General features: G+C 36.4%; 20 protein-coding genes and 1 tRNA gene. 15 read left to right on the forward strand and 6 right to left on the reverse strand.

Annotation, left to right across the window (positions count from 1 at the left end):
• Positions 1–47 precede the first annotated feature (47 nt).
• Positions 48–227 (reverse strand): hypothetical protein, encoded by a 180-nt coding sequence (locus AB6B24_RS10930; RefSeq protein ID WP_003132007.1) that lies wholly within the window; start codon positions 225–227, stop codon positions 48–50.
• A gap of 185 nt (positions 228–412) precedes the next feature.
• Here AB6B24_RS10930 and AB6B24_RS10935 point away from each other — a divergent pair, with 185 nt between their 5' ends.
• The 5 genes from AB6B24_RS10935 (at position 413) to AB6B24_RS10955 (ending at position 3,066) form a co-directional block, all read left to right on the forward strand.
• Positions 413–1,264 (forward strand): sulfite exporter TauE/SafE family protein, encoded by an 852-nt coding sequence (locus AB6B24_RS10935; protein ID WP_021463283.1) that lies wholly within the window; start codon positions 413–415, stop codon positions 1,262–1,264.
• The gene (locus tag AB6B24_RS10940) at positions 1,264–1,641 is read left to right on the forward strand and encodes a DUF1634 domain-containing protein (RefSeq protein ID WP_003132003.1); all 378 of its coding nucleotides are present in this window, start codon (positions 1,264–1,266) and stop codon (positions 1,639–1,641) included. The genes AB6B24_RS10935 and AB6B24_RS10940 overlap by 1 nt, the downstream gene beginning before the upstream one ends.
• A gap of 141 nt (positions 1,642–1,782) precedes the next feature.
• Positions 1,783–1,865, forward strand: a tRNA-Leu gene (locus tag AB6B24_RS10945).
• A gap of 71 nt (positions 1,866–1,936) precedes the next feature.
• Positions 1,937–2,143, forward strand: a complete 207-nt coding sequence (locus AB6B24_RS10950) for a hypothetical protein (RefSeq protein WP_003132002.1) — start codon at positions 1,937–1,939, stop codon at positions 2,141–2,143.
• 41 nt (positions 2,144–2,184) lie between these two features.
• On the forward strand, positions 2,185–3,066 hold the full coding sequence (locus AB6B24_RS10955; RefSeq protein ID WP_311805937.1) for an NAD(P)-dependent oxidoreductase: 882 nt from the start codon (positions 2,185–2,187) through the stop codon (positions 3,064–3,066).
• A gap of 43 nt (positions 3,067–3,109) precedes the next feature.
• On the opposite strand, the gene AB6B24_RS10960 is transcribed toward AB6B24_RS10955, so the two are convergent.
• Both AB6B24_RS10960 and AB6B24_RS10965 read right to left on the reverse strand, forming a co-directional pair.
• A complete protein-coding gene (locus AB6B24_RS10960; RefSeq protein ID WP_311805935.1) occupies positions 3,110–3,454 on the reverse strand; it encodes a DUF6591 domain-containing protein in 345 nt (114 codons plus the stop codon).
• Positions 3,455–3,531: 77 nt separating this feature from the next.
• Positions 3,532–3,846, reverse strand: a complete 315-nt coding sequence (locus tag AB6B24_RS10965) for a hypothetical protein (RefSeq protein ID WP_098394237.1) — start codon at positions 3,844–3,846, stop codon at positions 3,532–3,534.
• Positions 3,847–3,975: 129 nt separating this feature from the next.
• Between AB6B24_RS10965 and AB6B24_RS10970 the strand changes: the two genes are divergently transcribed.
• The 10 genes from AB6B24_RS10970 (at position 3,976) to glnA (ending at position 14,884) form a co-directional block, all read left to right on the forward strand.
• On the forward strand, positions 3,976–4,284 hold the full coding sequence (locus tag AB6B24_RS10970) for a helix-turn-helix domain-containing protein (RefSeq protein ID WP_047207033.1): 309 nt from the start codon (positions 3,976–3,978) through the stop codon (positions 4,282–4,284).
• A gap of 341 nt (positions 4,285–4,625) precedes the next feature.
• Positions 4,626–4,973, forward strand: coding sequence for a RicAFT regulatory complex protein RicA family protein (locus AB6B24_RS10975; protein WP_012898702.1), 348 nt, complete (start codon positions 4,626–4,628; stop codon positions 4,971–4,973).
• Positions 4,974–5,166: 193 nt separating this feature from the next.
• Positions 5,167–7,689 carry a DNA mismatch repair protein MutS gene (mutS, locus tag AB6B24_RS10980; protein WP_311805933.1) on the forward strand — a complete coding sequence of 841 codons (2,523 nt, stop codon included), beginning with the start codon at positions 5,167–5,169 and terminating at the stop codon, positions 7,687–7,689.
• 113 nt (positions 7,690–7,802) lie between these two features.
• Entirely contained in the window at positions 7,803–8,498 is a 696-nt protein-coding gene (locus AB6B24_RS10985; RefSeq protein ID WP_311803302.1) for a hypothetical protein, read from the forward strand.
• Positions 8,499–8,626: 128 nt separating this feature from the next.
• Entirely contained in the window at positions 8,627–10,597 is a 1,971-nt protein-coding gene (gene mutL / locus AB6B24_RS10990) for a DNA mismatch repair endonuclease MutL (protein WP_311805931.1), read from the forward strand.
• A 111-nt stretch (positions 10,598–10,708) separates the two neighbouring features.
• Entirely contained in the window at positions 10,709–11,302 is a 594-nt protein-coding gene (gene ruvA, locus AB6B24_RS10995) for a Holliday junction branch migration protein RuvA (protein ID WP_003131995.1), read from the forward strand.
• A 126-nt stretch (positions 11,303–11,428) separates the two neighbouring features.
• Entirely contained in the window at positions 11,429–12,430 is a 1,002-nt protein-coding gene (gene ruvB, locus AB6B24_RS11000; RefSeq protein WP_003131994.1) for a Holliday junction branch migration DNA helicase RuvB, read from the forward strand.
• A 148-nt stretch (positions 12,431–12,578) separates the two neighbouring features.
• On the forward strand, positions 12,579–13,016 hold the full coding sequence (locus tag AB6B24_RS11005) for a low molecular weight protein-tyrosine-phosphatase (protein ID WP_311805928.1): 438 nt from the start codon (positions 12,579–12,581) through the stop codon (positions 13,014–13,016).
• Between the two features lie 100 nt (positions 13,017–13,116).
• Complete coding sequence (locus AB6B24_RS11010; RefSeq protein ID WP_003131985.1) at positions 13,117–13,482, forward strand: MerR family transcriptional regulator; 366 nt, start codon at positions 13,117–13,119, stop codon at positions 13,480–13,482.
• A 61-nt stretch (positions 13,483–13,543) separates the two neighbouring features.
• Positions 13,544–14,884 carry a type I glutamate--ammonia ligase gene (gene glnA, locus AB6B24_RS11015; RefSeq protein WP_195936218.1) on the forward strand — a complete coding sequence of 447 codons (1,341 nt, stop codon included), beginning with the start codon at positions 13,544–13,546 and terminating at the stop codon, positions 14,882–14,884.
• Between the two features lie 58 nt (positions 14,885–14,942).
• Here the strand turns inward: glnA and AB6B24_RS11020 are convergent, their stop codons facing one another.
• From AB6B24_RS11020 to AB6B24_RS11030, 3 genes are all read right to left on the reverse strand, one after another.
• The gene (locus AB6B24_RS11020; protein WP_003131983.1) at positions 14,943–15,143 is read right to left on the reverse strand and encodes a hypothetical protein; all 201 of its coding nucleotides are present in this window, start codon (positions 15,141–15,143) and stop codon (positions 14,943–14,945) included.
• 442 nt (positions 15,144–15,585) lie between these two features.
• Positions 15,586–16,305, reverse strand: coding sequence for a hypothetical protein (locus tag AB6B24_RS11025; protein WP_311805926.1), 720 nt, complete (start codon positions 16,303–16,305; stop codon positions 15,586–15,588).
• A 485-nt stretch (positions 16,306–16,790) separates the two neighbouring features.
• Positions 16,791–17,057 (reverse strand): hypothetical protein, encoded by a 267-nt coding sequence (locus AB6B24_RS11030; protein WP_259744138.1) that lies wholly within the window; start codon positions 17,055–17,057, stop codon positions 16,791–16,793.
• Positions 17,058–17,079: the final 22 nt, after the last annotated feature.

The following is a 17,079-nucleotide window of genomic DNA, read 5'->3' on the forward strand; positions in this document are numbered from 1 at the left end:
ATAATTAATTTACTGACAGATTGATTTAGGATTTCTGTCAGTAAAATTTAACCATTTGTATTAGTTTCATTGACGTAATCATGAGCGTACTGTTCAATATCGGCTTTGAGTTCAGCTTTCATTTCTTGAAATTCGGACTCGCTATAATCGCGCTCGGCTATTTTAGCATTATAAAAGGGAATTGCTAGCTCTTGACGAAGTCGTGTCTCAAGTTCTTGTCTATTCATTTTAACCTCCAATAAGTTGCCTCAAAAACTCTTGTGAAGCATTAATCTTATAAGAATTATATCATAAATTGGGGTTGTAAAAAATAGAATAGGATTTAAATGTTCTTGATAAAGTATCTTAATCAAAGGAACAAGCAGCTTTAAAAAGTTTTTGGTAGAATAGGGTTATTAGATTGGAGAAACACATGTCTTTATTAGTATTTACTCTGCTGATGTTACTTCTTGGTTTCGTCGCAGGGGTATTTGGCTCAATTTTGGGTCTTGGGGGTGGAATTATTATCACGCCTATTATTACGACATTTTTTGGTGTTGATATTAAATATGCCATTGGAGCAAGTATTGTTGCCGTTATTGCAACAAGTTCTGGTGCGGCCATTTCTTATTTGAAAGATGATATGATTAATGTTCGTACTGCTATGTTTTTGGAAATATTTACCACAATTGGTGGGTTAGTTGGTGCAATTTTAGCGGGATTTTTTGATGCTACGATTTTAAATATTTTATTTGGTTGTCTTTTGATTTTCCAAGGCTACAATATGTGGCGGAAAATGCATAAAGGTGAGGAAGTTGTTCAAAAGGTTGAGTCAGATAAGATAGCTGAGAAATTAAAATTAAACTCAAGCTATTACGATAAACAACTTGGCAAAGAAATTCCTTATCAAGTAGAAAAGGTTCCAGGTGGTGCTGCTGTAATGCTTGGTGCTGGTGTTGCGTCAGGTCTTTTGGGAATTGGTTCTGGGGTCTTTAAGGTCATGGCAATGGATTCAATGATGAAAATGCCTTTAAAAGCTTCAACAGCGACTTCAAATTTGATGATTGGGGTAACAGCAGCGGCTTCTGCAACGGTTTATTTTTTCAATGGTTATGTTAATCCAAGTTTAGCAGGTCCGCTTGCTATTGGGATTGTTGCCGGTGCAGCTTTGGGCTCAAAAATTATGCCTAAGTTACCAGCAAAAACAATTCGATTGATTTTCATTCCAGTTATTTTAATTATGGCATTGCAAATGTTGCTTAAAGGATTGGGGGTATCGCTCTAATGGTAAATAAAGAATTAACAAAAGAAGAGTTGCTCAAAATAGAGCGAAATATCGGAAAGATTCTTAGGATTGGTGTATTTGTTAGTACTACAGTCATTATTATTGGAATTTTGATGTTTCTCCTAAGCGGCCATTCTGGTTATGCTGAAGGGGTTTGGCCAGATAAATTTAATGAAATTTTAAGTGGTTTAGTTGAATTTAAAGCATTGGCTTGGTTGATGACTGGATTATTCCTCTTAATTTTGACTCCTGTTTTGCGAGTAGTTGCTTCAATTGTGGCTTTTGCAAAAGAAGGAGATAAACTCTATGTGGCAATTACAACTTTGGTTTTGATTATATTAATTGTTGCAATGTTTGTAGGGCACGGAGGTGCTTAAATAGGGCGTCATAGCGGATTTTCAACTTGCATTTTTTCTATTAAACTGATATTATAGAAAAGTGTTATGACCCGTAGGGGAAGTGCCTTTGTAGTGGTCGCTTTAGCGACTTACGTAAAAGGACAAGGTTATGCACCCGCCGGGGAAGTGGTGGAATGGCAGACACGCATGCTTCAGGTGCATGTGCGAGAAATCGCGTGAGGGTTCAAATCCCTTCTTCCCCATGATTAAGTGGACGGTTGGCTGGAAGCTGGCCGTTTTTTGCTCTTTTGAGCTTTTTAAGAGATGGAGAAATATGACTAGATTAACAAGAGAAGAACTAGAGAAAATCATTGATGAAAATCCTTTACGCTCTTTATCAAGCATTGGCGAAGAAACAGGAAATTCACGAGTGGCTATTGAAAAATGGTTGAAAACTTATCAATTGGATGAATATCGTAACCGAAAAATCAAACGGTTGCGGGGGGATAAAGCCCGTAAACGTCGTGATTACCAAAATTAGACGAAACAGATTTTATAAATCTGATAAATAAAGGAGAAGAAATGGCAAAAATAGCATTTATTGGTACGGGTGTGATGGGAGCCGCAATGGCTGGTCATCTTATGGACGCTGGTCATGATTTAATTGTTTATAATCGTACAAAATCAAAAACGGACGGTCTTGTGGCACGTGGTGCAACTTATGCTGAAAATCCACAAAAGGCTGCGGCTCAAGCTGAGTTTGTGATTACAATTGTTGGTTATCCTAAGGACGTCCGCGAAGTTTATTTTGGTGCAGAAGGAATTTTCAAAAATGATTGTTCAGGAAAAGTTCTTATTGATATGACGACGACTGAGCCAACTTTAGCACAAGAAATTTATCAAGAAGCCAAAAAAGTTGGAGCATTCGCACTTGATGCCCCTGTTTCTGGAGGAGATTTGGGTGCAAAAAATGCGACACTGACTATTATGGTTGGTGGTGATTCAGAAACTTATGAGAAAGCTTTGCCTTTATTTGAAAAAATGGGAAAAACTATTACTCATCAAGGGGCAGCTGGAAGTGGACAACACACCAAAATGGCTAACCAAATTTGTATTGCGGGTACAATGACTGGAATGACTGAGCTTCTCGCTTATGCCCAAAAGGCTGGTTTGGATTTGGATAAAGTTTTAAATACTGTTGGGGGAGGTTCTGGTGCCACTTGGTCTTTGGCTAATTACGGGCCTCGGATTCTCCGTGAAGATTATAGTGCAGGATTTTTTGTTAAGCATTTCATCAAAGACTTAGGGATTGCACTTTCTGAGGCAGAAAAAATGAATCTTGAACTTCCGGCAACTAGAGGAGCAAAGGAACTTTATGAAAAACTAGCTGATAAAGGCTTTGAAAATGACGGCACTCAAGCTTTGATTAAACTTTGGTGGGAAGATGGAAAACTTCCAAAATAATAAAAATAAAAACTCATAGTCTAGTTGGCTACGAGTTTTATTTTTATGATTGACTTAGTTTTTCGACAGCTTGCAAAAGTCTGGTAGAGATGTTGGTGTATTCTACTAAATCTTTTCCAGAGAGTTGATTTTTGTATTTGGAAGAGTCGGTCACCCATTGGGTTTCTTGGGTTGTCATTTCGGAGAGTTTGTTTAAAAGGTCGGGGTCATTAGGGTTTGCTTTATAGTGGTCAACGAAATCAGAGTAAGTGTCAACGAAAGTACTATAACTTGCTAACCAGTCTTTTAGTTCAGGGTCAGTTGAAGTTTCAGAAGTAGAGGTCAAGGTTTTTTGGCTAGATTGACTAGTGGAATTCTTACTTTCTGAATTTTGACTAGTTTTAGTCAAGGGGGTGCATCCGACAAGAATTAGAAGTGAAAAAAGACTAAGTAAAGGTAAAATTATTTTTTTCATGTGCAAATTATCTATTCATTTTTGAAATTTTTTAGACTCGCTAAATAAAGTGAACCACCAACAATCGCAATGATTCCTCCAACCCAGCCCAAAAATGGAATAAAGGCAACGGCTCCACCAACGATAAGTAAGACATGAGCAGCTATTTTGACTAGTTTTGTTTCTTTGTAATAGATGATGGCGATAATAGCTAGTACAATCAAAGCTAATCGAAGAACGATATTAAAATTTGTACCAAAAGCGACTAAAAGCGGCCATAGAACGAGAAGGATTCCCCCGGCAAGTCCAACGATTCCATTGGTAAGGGCGAGTGCTTTAGATTTCATAAGAGTTTTCTCCTTGAGTTTAGTTATTTTCTTAATTGTAACTAAACTTAATCCAAAAGTCAATTTTAATCTAATAAATAAAATTAAAATTGATTTCTCTTTGTTAAAATCCAAAAAAGAGGTAAATAAATGGGGATGGAATACTTTGGAGATAAACTTCGTGCTTTACGTATGGAAAAAAAACTCACACAGAATGATTTAGCCGCTCGACTAGGCATTGTTGGGGCTTCGGTCTCTTCTTATGAGAAAAGCAAACAGTACCCATCTGTTGAGGTATTGATTCAACTTTGTCAAATTTTTGACGTGTCAGCGGATTATTTGCTCGGCTTGTCTGATGACAAAAACTTTAATACATCCACTTTGACAGATGAACAGTTACAGATTGTTTTGAGGCTGATTAATGAGTTTGAGCAGTTTAATGTACTTAAAGAAAAATAATTAAAATTACTGACAAAAACTCTGTCAGTAATTTTTGTTTGAAAATCGCAAGTTTTACAAGTCCTATGATGAAAGGAGAATTCATCATGGGTAAAAAAATGATTGATATTACAGATTTAACAGCCTCACAAAGAGAATTAATTAAAGAAATGGTTGCGGAATTTAAGCGAATGAATCAAAAGTAAGAATTAGAAAGCCTAAAATATTTAGGCTTTTATTTTTTGAAGATAAAAAAACAAGCCATGGATTGATTGAAAAAATGTTATAATTATTTTATAAAGTCTAAGAGTTTTAATGAAAGAAATAATTAGTAATTAATGAAATTTTAAGGAGGGCTTGAGATGCACTATGATGACTTAGTGGATTTGCTTGTTGAAAAAATAAAAAGTCTTGATTATGTTAAAGATTTTCAACAAGCTGAAACAGCACTAATGGCTAATCAAGAACTTTTTAAAGCTCAAGAAGAAATGAAAGCTCTACAAAAAGAGGCTGTTCTATATCAAAAAATTGATAAAATACAAGCTTACAAAAAGACTTCACAGTCGGCTCAAGTCATTGAAAAACGGATTAAGCATCATCCTTTGGTAGAAGATTATGCTACAAAATTAGAGGATGTCAATGATTTAGTTCAATATATCACTGGTGAATTAGAAGAAAAAGTTAATCTTTTGTTGGAAACTGGTGAATAAAAAGTACTGACAAGAAATTCTGGCGTAGGATAGGCCATGTAAGCTTGCTTATGGAGAAGCTAGAATTTTTGTCAGTAAAAATATAATAAAAAAATACTGACAGAATTTCTGTTTTAGGATATCTAGTGTTAAATTTTCTTACGGATATGCTAAGAATTTCGTCAGTAAAATTTAGATGGGATAGGAAGAAAAAATGGCTGAAAAAATTTCACCAGGAATGCAACAATATTTAGACATCAAACAAGATTATCCCGATGCTTTCTTGCTCTTTCGGATGGGTGATTTTTATGAGCTTTTTTATGATGATGCAGTGAATGCTGCCCAAATATTAGAATTAACCCTGACTTCAAGAAATAAAAATTCAGAAAATCCAATTCCAATGGCTGGTGTTCCCCACCATGCAGCAGCTGAATACATTGATAAATTGGTTAGTTTAGGCTACAAAGTGGCTGTTGCTGAACAAATGGAAGACCCGAAAAAAGCGGTCGGAATTGTTAAACGGGCAGTAACACAGGTGATTACCCCAGGGACAACGATTGACACTGCAAATTCGGTTGATAATAATTTCTTGGTGGCAATTGACTTCAAAGATAAACATTATGCTCTTTCCTATATGGACTTATCAACTGGGGAATTCAAGGTGACAGAGCTCAGCGAATTTTCAGCGGTGGTAGGAGAAATTGCTTCACTCAAGGCGCGGGAAATTGTAGCTGGTTTTACTTTAGATGAAAGTCAGTTAAAAGTTTTTGAAAGACAAATGAATCTTTTGATTTCAGAACAAATTGAAATTCCTGAAAATTTACTGATAGATTTGTCAGGATTGACCGCCTTAGAAAATCAAGTCGCTTCAAAATTGTTGGCTTACGTAAAAGAAACACAGATGCGTGATTTGAGTCACTTACAAGAAGTTGAACATTATGAAATTAAAGACTTTTTGCAAATGGACTTTGCGACAAAATCATCTTTAGAGCTGACGGCAAATAAAAGAGAAAATAAAAAACATGGCACACTTTATTGGTTGCTTGATGAAACGAAAACAGCGATGGGAACCAGAATGTTACGGTCGTGGATTGACCGTCCTTTGGTTTCAAATTCAGCCATTCAAAAACGAATGGAAATTGTTCAAATTTTCTTAGACCATTTCTTTGAGCGTTCCGATTTGATAGAAGCCTTAAAAGGGGTCTATGATTTAGAACGTTTGGCTTCACGTGTTTCTTTTGGTAAGGCTGTTCCAGTTGATTTTTTGCAGCTGGCTAATTCTTTATCAAATGTTCCTGCTATCAAAAATATTTTGGGAATGCTTAATGAAGCTCCATTAGAAGAGTTAAAAAGCCAATTAGACGAAATTCCAGAATTATCTGGTTTAATTAATTCAGCTATTAGTGAGAATGCCTCAAGAACGATTACTGAAGGGGGCATTATTAAAAAAGGATACAATGCTCAATTAGATAAATATCGGGAGGCGCTTGAAAATGGAACTTCCTGGATTGCAAAATTGGAAGCAGATGAAAAAGCCAAGACAGGGATTTCCACACTGCGAATTGATTATAATCGTAAGGATGGTTATTATTTTCATATTACTCAAAGTCAGTTGAATAGTGTTCCTGAACATTTTTATCGGAAGGCAACTTTGAAAAATTCTGAGCGTTTTGGTTCTCAGGAATTAACTGAAATTGAAGAAATTATGTTGGAAGCGCGTGAAAAATCATCATCTCTAGAATATGATTTATTCATGAGCCTTCGGACTGAAACGGAGCAATATATTGGCAGACTACAAGCTCTAGCCAAAACAATTGCTGAAATTGACTGTTTACAAAGTCTATCTTTCGTTGCCGAAAAACAAGGGTATATCCGTCCGACGCTTACAGACGGTTCAAGAATTGTTGAAATTAAAGGCGGTCGTCATGCGGTCGTTGAAGCGGTCATGGGTGCTCAAGAATATGTGCCAAATGATATTGAACTGCCTGAACAAACAGATATTCAACTCATTACAGGACCAAATATGTCAGGTAAATCAACCTACATGCGTCAATTTGCTTTGACGGTGATTATGGCTCAAATTGGATCTTTTGTTCCAGCCGAAACAGCCAATTTACCAATTTTTGATGCCATCTTTACACGGATTGGTGCCAGTGATAACTTGATTTCAGGGGAATCGACCTTTATGGTTGAAATGTCTGAGGCCAATCATGCCATTCAAAAGGCAAGCAGTCGCAGCTTGATTATTTTTGATGAATTAGGGCGAGGAACGGCAACTTATGATGGGATGGCTCTAGCTCAAGCAATTATTGAATATGTTCATGACCATATTGGGGCAAAAACCTTGTTTGCTACGCATTATCATGAATTGACAGACTTAGATGAAGCGCTCGATCATCTCGATAATGTCCATGTCGCTACCTTGGAGCAAAATGGGAATGTGACTTTTTTGCATAAAATAACAGAGGGGCCAGCTGATAAATCCTATGGGATTCATGTGGCGAAAATTGCAGGTTTACCACAGCCTTTGTTAGAGCGAGCAGATTTGATTTTGCAGAAGTTAGAAAATAAACCTTTGTCTGCTAAAAAAGTTGCTGATGAACAAGAACAACTTAGTTTATTTGATTTTGCCGAAAATTCTTCAGAAATTATTGAAAAGATAAAAAGGCAAAATGTTGATAATATGACTGCAAGAGAGGCTTTGAATTTCTTGTGGGAACTTAAAGATTCACTTTGAACTTGGTATCGAAGCTTATTCTGTAAATAAGCTAAGGAAAAAGGATATAATTACTTAAAAGAGATTCATTGAAAGGTGAATTGAGTAGAAGCTAACATAAAAAGGAGCTAAACATGGAAAATGAAAAAGAACTAAAAGGGCAAGAAATTCCTGAGACTCAAGTGGAACCAACTGAAGAATTAAATTCTGAGAATCTTGCTTCTCAAGAAGAAACAACTAAGAGTGATATTAGTGAATGGGATGCCTCAGAGCCTGTACTTGATGAGCCAGTAGTTGCCAAGGCTGAAGTTTCAGAAGGTTTTGTAAGTGAACCAGTAATTGCAGAACCAGTAATTGCTGCTAGTGAACCACTTGATTCAAAAGTCGAAGAGAAAACGAGCGAACAGTCAGCTTATGCAGATATTCCTCAGAATCCCTCATTAGAAAGTCAAGAAGGAATTAGAACTAAATGGAACTGGGGAGCTTTCTCTTTTCCAATGTGGTTTGGGATTGCCAACCGTGCTTATTTGGGACTCTTGATTTTGATTGGATTAATCCCATGGATAGGTTGGATTTTTGGGATTGTATGGATGATCGTTTTTGGTTTTAATGGCGAAAAATGGGCACTTGAAAACCGAGATAATAAATATCGTGATGAGGAAGAGTTCCGTAAGGTCATGGACGGTTGGAATCGAGCAGGTTTCGTTGCATTCATCATTGGAATTGTATTATTTGTGATTGCAATTTTGATTCTTATTTTCGTATTAGTCTTTGCTTTTAACAACTATAATAATTTTGATAATGGTTACCACAATTTTGGAAACTACTAATTAATGTAGAATGATAGACAATTTTCATCTTGTCTATCATTTTTTTGTCAGTAAAAAATGAAAAGCGAGCCCTTGCTTTTTGTGTTATAATTAGAATTAATTTTAAAAAACAAGAGAGCGAGATTATTGTGGGAAAAATTATTGAACTAAATGAAGCGCTCGCCAATCAAATTGCTGCTGGGGAGGTGGTTGAGCGGCCTGCTAGTGTTGTCAAAGAATTAGTCGAAAACTCAATTGATGCTGGAAGCAGTAAAATTATTATCAATGTTGAAGAAGCAGGTTTGCGATTAATTGAAGTCATTGATAATGGTTTGGGTTTGGAAAAAGAAGATGTGGCTTTGGCTTTACGTCGTCATGCGACAAGTAAAATCAAGGATTCGGCAGATTTGTTTCGGATTAGAACACTCGGTTTTCGGGGTGAGGCTCTGCCATCAATCGCTTCTGTCAGCCAGATGACCATTGAAACAAGTACGGCTGAGGAAGAATCAGGAACAAAACTAGTTGCTAAAGGCGGAAATATCGAAACTTTAGAACCGCTTGCTAAGCGCGTGGGGACGAAAATTTCTGTTGCTAATCTTTTTTATAACACACCAGCAAGACTCAAGTATATCAAGTCCTTGCAGGCTGAACTTTCTCATATCACAGACATCATCAACCGATTGAGTCTGGCTCATCCAGAGATTTCCTTTACTTTAGTTAATGAGGGTAAAGAATTTTTGAAAACGGCTGGAAATGGTGATTTACGTCAGGTTATTGCTGCAATTTATGGCATAGGGACAGCGAAAAAAATGCGTCAAATCAAGGGCTCCGACTTAGATTTTGAACTAACAGGTTATGTCAGCATACCAGAGCTGACAAGGGCTAATCGTAATTATATTACGATTTTAATAAATGGTCGATTTATCAAAAACTTTTTATTGAATCGGGCAATTTTAGAAGGGTATGGCAATCGATTGATGGTGGGACGGTTCCCTTTTGCTATTTTATCGATTAAAATTGACCCAACACTTGCTGATGTTAATGTTCATCCGACAAAACAAGAGGTACGTTTGTCTAAAGAGCGTGAATTGATGGCTTTAATTTCTAAAGCAATTGATGATGCTTTATCAGAAGGTGTTTTGATTCCAGAAGCTTTGGAAAATTTGCAAGGAAGAGCTAAAGAAAAGGAGACTCTTTCTGTTCAAACGGAACTTCCTTTGCAAAATAATCCTTTATATTATGATAATGTTCGCCAAGATTTTTATGTCAGAGAAGAGGCAACTTTTAAAATCAATAAAAATCAAGCTTCAAATGATTCGTCTGAACAAACTTTTGATAATTTTACAGAAAATCAACTTAATACAGATGCTGTCAGTGAAAAAATTACTAACAGCACTGTTGAAAGAACAACTGAAATTACTGACAAGAATCTAGAAAATACTGTCAGCAACTTTGAAATTGATTTTGATAATGAAGCAAAGATAAGTCAGTCATCAACTTTTCCGCAGCTTGAATACTTGGCGCAATTGCATGCGACTTATTTACTTTGTCAGTCCAAAGAAGGACTTTACTTGGTTGACCAACATGCGGCTCAAGAGCGAATAAAATATGAGTATTGGAAAGATAAAATTGGTGAGGTCAGTATGGAGCAACAAATTTTACTTGCACCATATTTGTTCACTTTAGCCAAAAATGATTTTATTGTTTTAGCCGAGAAGAAAGATTTGTTGCATGAAGCCGGTGTTTTCTTAGAAGAATACGGAGAAAATCAATTCATTTTAAGAGAACATCCAATCTGGTTAAAAGAAACCGAGATAGAGAAATCAATTAATGAAATGATTGATATTATTCTCTCATCAAAAGAATTTTCACTCAAAAAATATCGTCATGATTTAGCTGCAATGGTTGCTTGTAAAAGTTCAATTAAAGCTAATCATCCCCTTGACGCCGAGTCAGCTAGAGCTTTACTCGCAGAATTAGCAACTTGTAAAAATCCTTATAGTTGTGCGCATGGACGGCCAACGATTGTTCATTTTTCAGGGGATGACATTCAAAAAATGTTCCGGAGAATCCAAGAAACGCATCGTTCAAAAGCAGCTTCGTGGAAAGATTTTGAGTAAAAAGTGACTAAACAGATTAATGATGAAGTTGGTCAGTAAAAAAACAGATAAAAACTACTGACAGACTTGAATAAGGGAGTTTGTCAATCAAAAAATTAGAAAAGTAAAAAAATGTTTGAATATCTTAATGGAAAATTAGTAAAAATTTCCCCAACAAATATTGTAATTGATGTAGCAGGAATTGGCTATCTTATCAGTGTAGCTAACCCTTACGCTTGGTCGGCTTTGATGAACACAGAAGTAAAAATTTATGTTCATCAAGTCATTCGTGAAGATGCCCACAGTCTCTATGGTTTTGTTAACGAGGCCGAAAAAGCTTTATTCTTACGTCTGATCAGCGTTTCTGGGATTGGGCCAAAATCAGCTCTGGCCATCATTGCGGCGGCTGATAACGAAGGTTTAATCACTGCTATTGACAATAGTGATATCAAGTATTTAACTAAATTCCCAGGAGTTGGTAAAAAAACAGCCATGCAGATGGTGCTTGATTTGGCTGGGAAATTTGATGCGACAGGAACTGTAGGTATTTCTCTTCTTGATGCTGGACCTGCTGGCAATCTTGCTTTGGAAGAAGCAATTGAAGCGCTGCAAGCTTTGGGTTATAAAGCAACAGAATTGAAGAAAATTGAGAAAAAATTAGCTCAAGAAACAGGTCTGACCAGCGAAGAATATATCAAATCAGCCTTAAAACTTATGATGAAATAAAAAAGTTTGAAGAAAGAACTGACAGACATCAAAAACAATCATGCAAGTCTTTCTGTCAGTAAAATTTACTGACAGCTTCTCATAAGCCATCAAAAATCATCTCTAAAAGGAGAATTACAAGATAAGATGAACGATATATTAAACAAAGAGCCAATGGAAGAAGATTACGGTATTGAAAAATCTCTACGTCCGCAATTTTTTAATCAATATATTGGTCAAGATAAAGTCAAAGAACAATTAGAAATCTTTATTAAAGCAGCAAAAATGCGTGAAGAAGTTTTGGACCACGTATTACTTTTTGGTCCTCCGGGACTTGGTAAGACAACAATGGCATTTGTCATTGCCAATGAGTTGGGAGTTAATATTAAACAAACAGCGGGTCCTGCCATTGAAAAGCCAGGAGATTTAGTTGCAATTTTGAATGAATTGGAACCTGGCGATGTGCTATTTATTGATGAAATTCATCGGATGCCAATGCAAGTTGAAGAAGTTCTTTATAGCGCTATGGAAGATTTCTACATTGATATTATGCTTGGTTCTGGTGATGGTTCACGCTCGGTTCATTTAGATTTGCCGCCATTTACTCTAGTTGGGGCAACAACGAGAGCTGGAATGCTTTCTAATCCATTGCGTGCCCGTTTTGGGATTTCAAGTCATATGGAGTATTATCAAGAGCGTGATTTAGAAGAAATTGTTAAAAGAACAGCTGATATTTTTGAAGTCGAAGTTATTGATAATGCCGCTTTAGAGATTGCTTTACGTAGTCGAGGGACTCCGCGGATTGCCAATCGGTTACTTAAACGAGTGCGTGATTTTGCTCAAATAATGGGGGATGGCCGAGTGGATAAAGCAATTACCGATAAGGCCTTGTCTATTCTTGATGTTGATGCCGCTGGTTTGGATTATATTGACCAAAAAATTCTCCGCACAATGATTGAAATGTACCACGGTGGTCCTGTTGGGATTGGAACTTTGGCGGTAAATATTGCCGAAGACCGTGAAACGGTCGAGGATATGTATGAACCTTATTTGATTCAAAAAGGATTTTTGATGAGAACTAAACAGGGACGTAAGGTGACTCAAAGAGCCTATGAACACCTAGGTTACGTTTATAATGAAGAAGATTGACAGTTAGTATCTGTCAGTAAAAAAGTTTGTCAGAGCTTGACAAGCTTTTTCATTTTGGAATTCTGTCAGTAATATCTTGTGAAATAGGGTATAATAGAATAAATGCTCAAAATTAGTTAATTTATAAATGATATAAAGTAAGGAAGTCATGGAAAAGATTGTTTTTGTCTGTTTAGGAAATATTTGTCGTAGCCCAATGGCAGAATTTGTCATGAAAGATTTAGTTGAAAAGGCAGGAAATGAATTAAATTTTTTGATTGAAAGTCGAGCAACTTCTTCTTGGGAGCATGGAAATCCAATTCATTCTGGAACCCAAACAAAACTAAAAGAACAAAAGATTGCTTTTGACCTTCACAAGGGAAGTCAAAAAATCAGTAGTGAAGATTTTTATGAATTTGATAAAATTATCGCAATGGATGAATCCAATTTAGAAAATCTTAGAAAAATGGCACCAGAAGGAACGCGTCAAAAAATTGCAATGCTTTTAGAACAAGGTGTTCCAGATCCATGGTTCACGGGCGATTTCCAAGAAACTTATCAACTTGTTAAGACGGGTTGTCAAAGATTATTGGATAAAATTGTATAAAATATTTCAAATAAAATAAACCGATGTGAGAAAATCTCACATTAAAACTTGACTTTGCTAATAACAAGGTCTATAATGAAAGGCATGGAGGCGAGATTTGGTGAAAGAACGTGAATTAAGACGCTCTATGGCGGTACTTCCAATAGGAACTGTCATGAAACTCACTGACCTAAGCGCAAGGCAGATTCGTTATTACGAAGAGCAAGAGCTTATTTTCCCGGAGCGAAGTGACGGTAATCGTCGCATGTATTCGCTCAATGACATAGATGCTCTATTTGATATTGCTGACTTATTGCAAGAAGGTAATAATATTGCAGATATCAAAGAAATTTATGCCAAAAGGGATGCTAAGAAGGCTCAAACTTTATCTATCGGAGAAGTCCACCATGCACTTGAACGCGAATTTGCCCAACAAGGTAGATTCGGAACTCCTGATCCCACTCATTTTACCCAACCGCGGATGTAAGCTTAGTTTACTTTATTTGTCAACTAAGTTTACAGCGAAAATTTAACTAGGAGAGTAAAGCATGACAATCACAGCAACAGACATTCGTCGCGACGTCAAAGAAAAGGATATTAAATTCTTGCGTTTGATGTTTACAGACATTCTTGGAACACTTAAAAACGTTGAAGTTCCAGCTACAGATGAACAATTGGACAAATTGTTTGAAAACAAAATGATGTTTGACGGTTCATCAATCGAAGGATTCGTTCGTATCAATGAATCAGACATGTATCTTTATCCAGACCTTGACACTTGGATTGTTTTTCCTTGGGGAGATGAGTATGGTAAAGTGGCAGGTGTAATTTGTGATGTTTACACTCCAGAAGGTGAACCTTTTGCTGGAGACCCACGCGGTGTCTTGAAACGTAACCTTAAATCAATGGAAAAATTGGGTTTCAAGAGCTTTAACCTTGGACCTGAACCAGAGTTCTTCCTTTTCAAACTTAATGAAAATGATGAACCAACACTTGAAGTGAATGATAAAGGTGGTTATTTTGACCTTGCACCAACTGACCTCGCTGGAAACACAAGACGTGAAATCGTAAATGTATTGACAGACCTTGGTTTTGAAGTTGAAGCTTCTCACCACGAAGTAGCAATCGGTCAACACGAAATTGACTTTAAATATGCCAACGCTTTGAAAGCTTGTGATAATATTCAAATCTTTAAGCTTGTTGTTAAAACAATTGCGCGTAAACATGGTTTACATGCAACGTTTATGGCAAAACCAGTTCACGGAATCAACGGTTCTGGGATGCATTGTAACATGTCTTTATTTACAGAAGATGGTGCCAATGCCTTTGCTGACCCAACAGGAGATATGGGACTTTCAGATGTTGCACATAGCTTTATTGCTGGACTTTTGAAACATGCTTATAACTTTACAGCAATTACAAACCCAACTGTTAACTCATATAAACGTTTGGTTCCTGGTTATGAAGCACCCGTTTATGTCGCTTGGGCTGGACGTAACAGATCACCTTTGATTCGCGTACCTGCTTCACGCGGTTTGTCAACTCGTGTTGAACTTCGTGCGGTTGACCCAACAGCAAATCCATATCTTGCATTGGCTGTTCTATTGGCAGCTGGTCTTGACGGTGTTGAACATAAATTGGAAGCGCCAGAAGCAATCGAATCAAATATTTACGTAATGACAGAAGAAGAACGTAAAGCACATGGTATTACAGATTTGCCATCTACTTTGCACAATGCCGTTAAAGCATTGCGTGAAGATACAATTGTGACTGAAGCGCTTGGAGAACATGTTTTGGTTAACTTTGTTGAAGCAAAACGCATTGAATGGGCAAGCTATGCACAATTCGTATCGCAATGGGAAATTGATAACTATTTAGAACTTTATTAATTGATATAAAAAATCACTGACAAAGCCTGTCAGTGATTTTTTGGACCATTTAAATATTTTAGTTGTTTTCAGTAATTGTCAAAACGTTGAAGGCAGTTTTTCCGTCTTCGGCAATCAAGAATCCTTTGTGTTCAGCAACATAGTCAATAGCTGCTTGGAAATCAGCGAATTCTTTGACGATTGAGCAAGTGTTTGTGGCACCGACATAATTGTTTTCTGAGTCCTCGTAATAATTGATTCCTTTAAATTTAAATTTCATAATAAAAAGTCCTTTCTTTGTTATAGTTTTAGTATACCACGGCAACCCATTAGAACCAAATAGAGGGTATTATACGCATTTTATGCAATTATGCAATAAAAAATGACCCATTAGACCATAATATACATGTTTTTAAACGTAGTAAAAAGCGTAAAAAAACACGAACGTAGTAAAAAGCGTTAAAAAAATGAACAAATTTTTGTCAGGCAAGGGGCTGTATATCAACGATATATGGCTTTTTATTTTGCTGACTTTTTTAAACGAACGTAAAAAAATATTTTGAGATTCCCGTGGTTGAGCGATTCTTAATTTTTGAAATATGTTTAAGTCATTTTTTTTATATATGAAAGGTTGAAATAACGCTATAGTAAAACCGCCAAGAGTTGTCTCAGCGGTTTTTTTATTTAAAAAGTACACTCCTATTATATCATTTTTCTTTCGTCTATTCTCCATATTCTTTACGAAGCCATGCTCTATATTTAGTTTCTTCTAGAATGATAAGACCACCCCCATCATCATGATAAGCTCCCGTCTCTTCAATTTCCTTTTGACGATATTCTTCGCGATACTGATTCATCTCATCGTAATATTTTTGCACTTCTCGCATCGTGATGAGTCTCGGATCAAAATCTTTGTGAATAACACGGAGAATACCTTTTAGTCTTTCAGATACATGCAGCTCTCCATGAGCTTCTTTATAAGATTGTAAGGGTAAAAGTTCTAAATCATATTCTTTCAATTTGTTTTCTAAGTTGCTACTAAGCTCACGTTCTGAACTTCTGTATTCACTGATTTCTTTCACTGCAGCATTCATGAGAGGAATAATTTTAGAATCGAGGTCATTTAAAAGCTCATCGATCTTTTTATTATTTGAGCTTTCCCATGTCTTACTATCTTCATCATGAGCTTTTTTCAATTGAGGCAATACCTCTAAATCAAGAACGGCTTGTTTTTTATCTCGTTCTAGCTCCTCGAGTGAAATATCAATTTCCTCAACTTCATATCTTGCTTCACTTTTTTTGGCTGTACTTGAAAAAGGAACCTTGCTATCAATTTTCTTTTGGAGCGTTTCTCGTCTTTTGATAAGCTTTGCCTTTTCATCGTTAAATTTCTTTTCTGTCTCTAGAATTAATTGATAAATTTTTTGTGTGTTTTCTAACATTTTAGTTTTCCTCATTTTTAAATAATTGTTCTCAGTTCGTTAACATTTAGCTGTTTTTTAACAGTTATTTTAACAATATTGACCATTTTAGGGCGGCTTTTCCCTTATATTTTTTAGAATTACAAAATCCCCTCAATCGTTTTTTAGGGTTTTAGGGTGTTCTCAGCATTCTCAGCACCGTTCTCAGTTTCGGCTGTTTTAAAAGGCTTTTTCCCTATATTTTTCTAGTTCTCTTAAACCCTCTCTAAGCCTTGAGTTAATTCAGATAATGGCTGTTTTCAGCGTTTTCGGCAATGTTTTCAATGAAACAAGAGCAAATGGCTTAACAGTGCGTTTCGTTTAATATTTTGTTTTCAGTTCTCACCCCCCCTATCAAAAAAATAGCTTTATATTTGGTTAAACGACCCCAACCGGTCTGTGGTAAATTCGGAATTTAACCCAATTATTTTAGACCCGGGGGGTAGTTTTGACAGAAAAGATAAGATTTATTCTGTTTCTTCGTTTTCTAGTTCGGAATCTTTAAACATTAAGAGTAAGTGTCCATCGTCGTACTGTTCAATGAACGCTTGTACGGCTCGTATGAGGAGCTGACCGACCACTCGCTCCGTTAGCCCTCTACTCTTAGCAATAGAAACAATCCCCTCACGTTTAAAGTAGTAGCATTCAAAGATATTGCGTTGCTCTCTGTCGTCAATCTTATTAAGAGCTGACATAATCAGATTGGATTGATAAGGCTGTGGCTTATGTCTCATGATGATAGCTAAGATGTCCCTA

This window comes from Lactococcus sp. AK05 (genome assembly GCF_041026685.1).
Lineage (GTDB): Bacteria > Bacillota > Bacilli > Lactobacillales > Streptococcaceae > Lactococcus > Lactococcus lactis.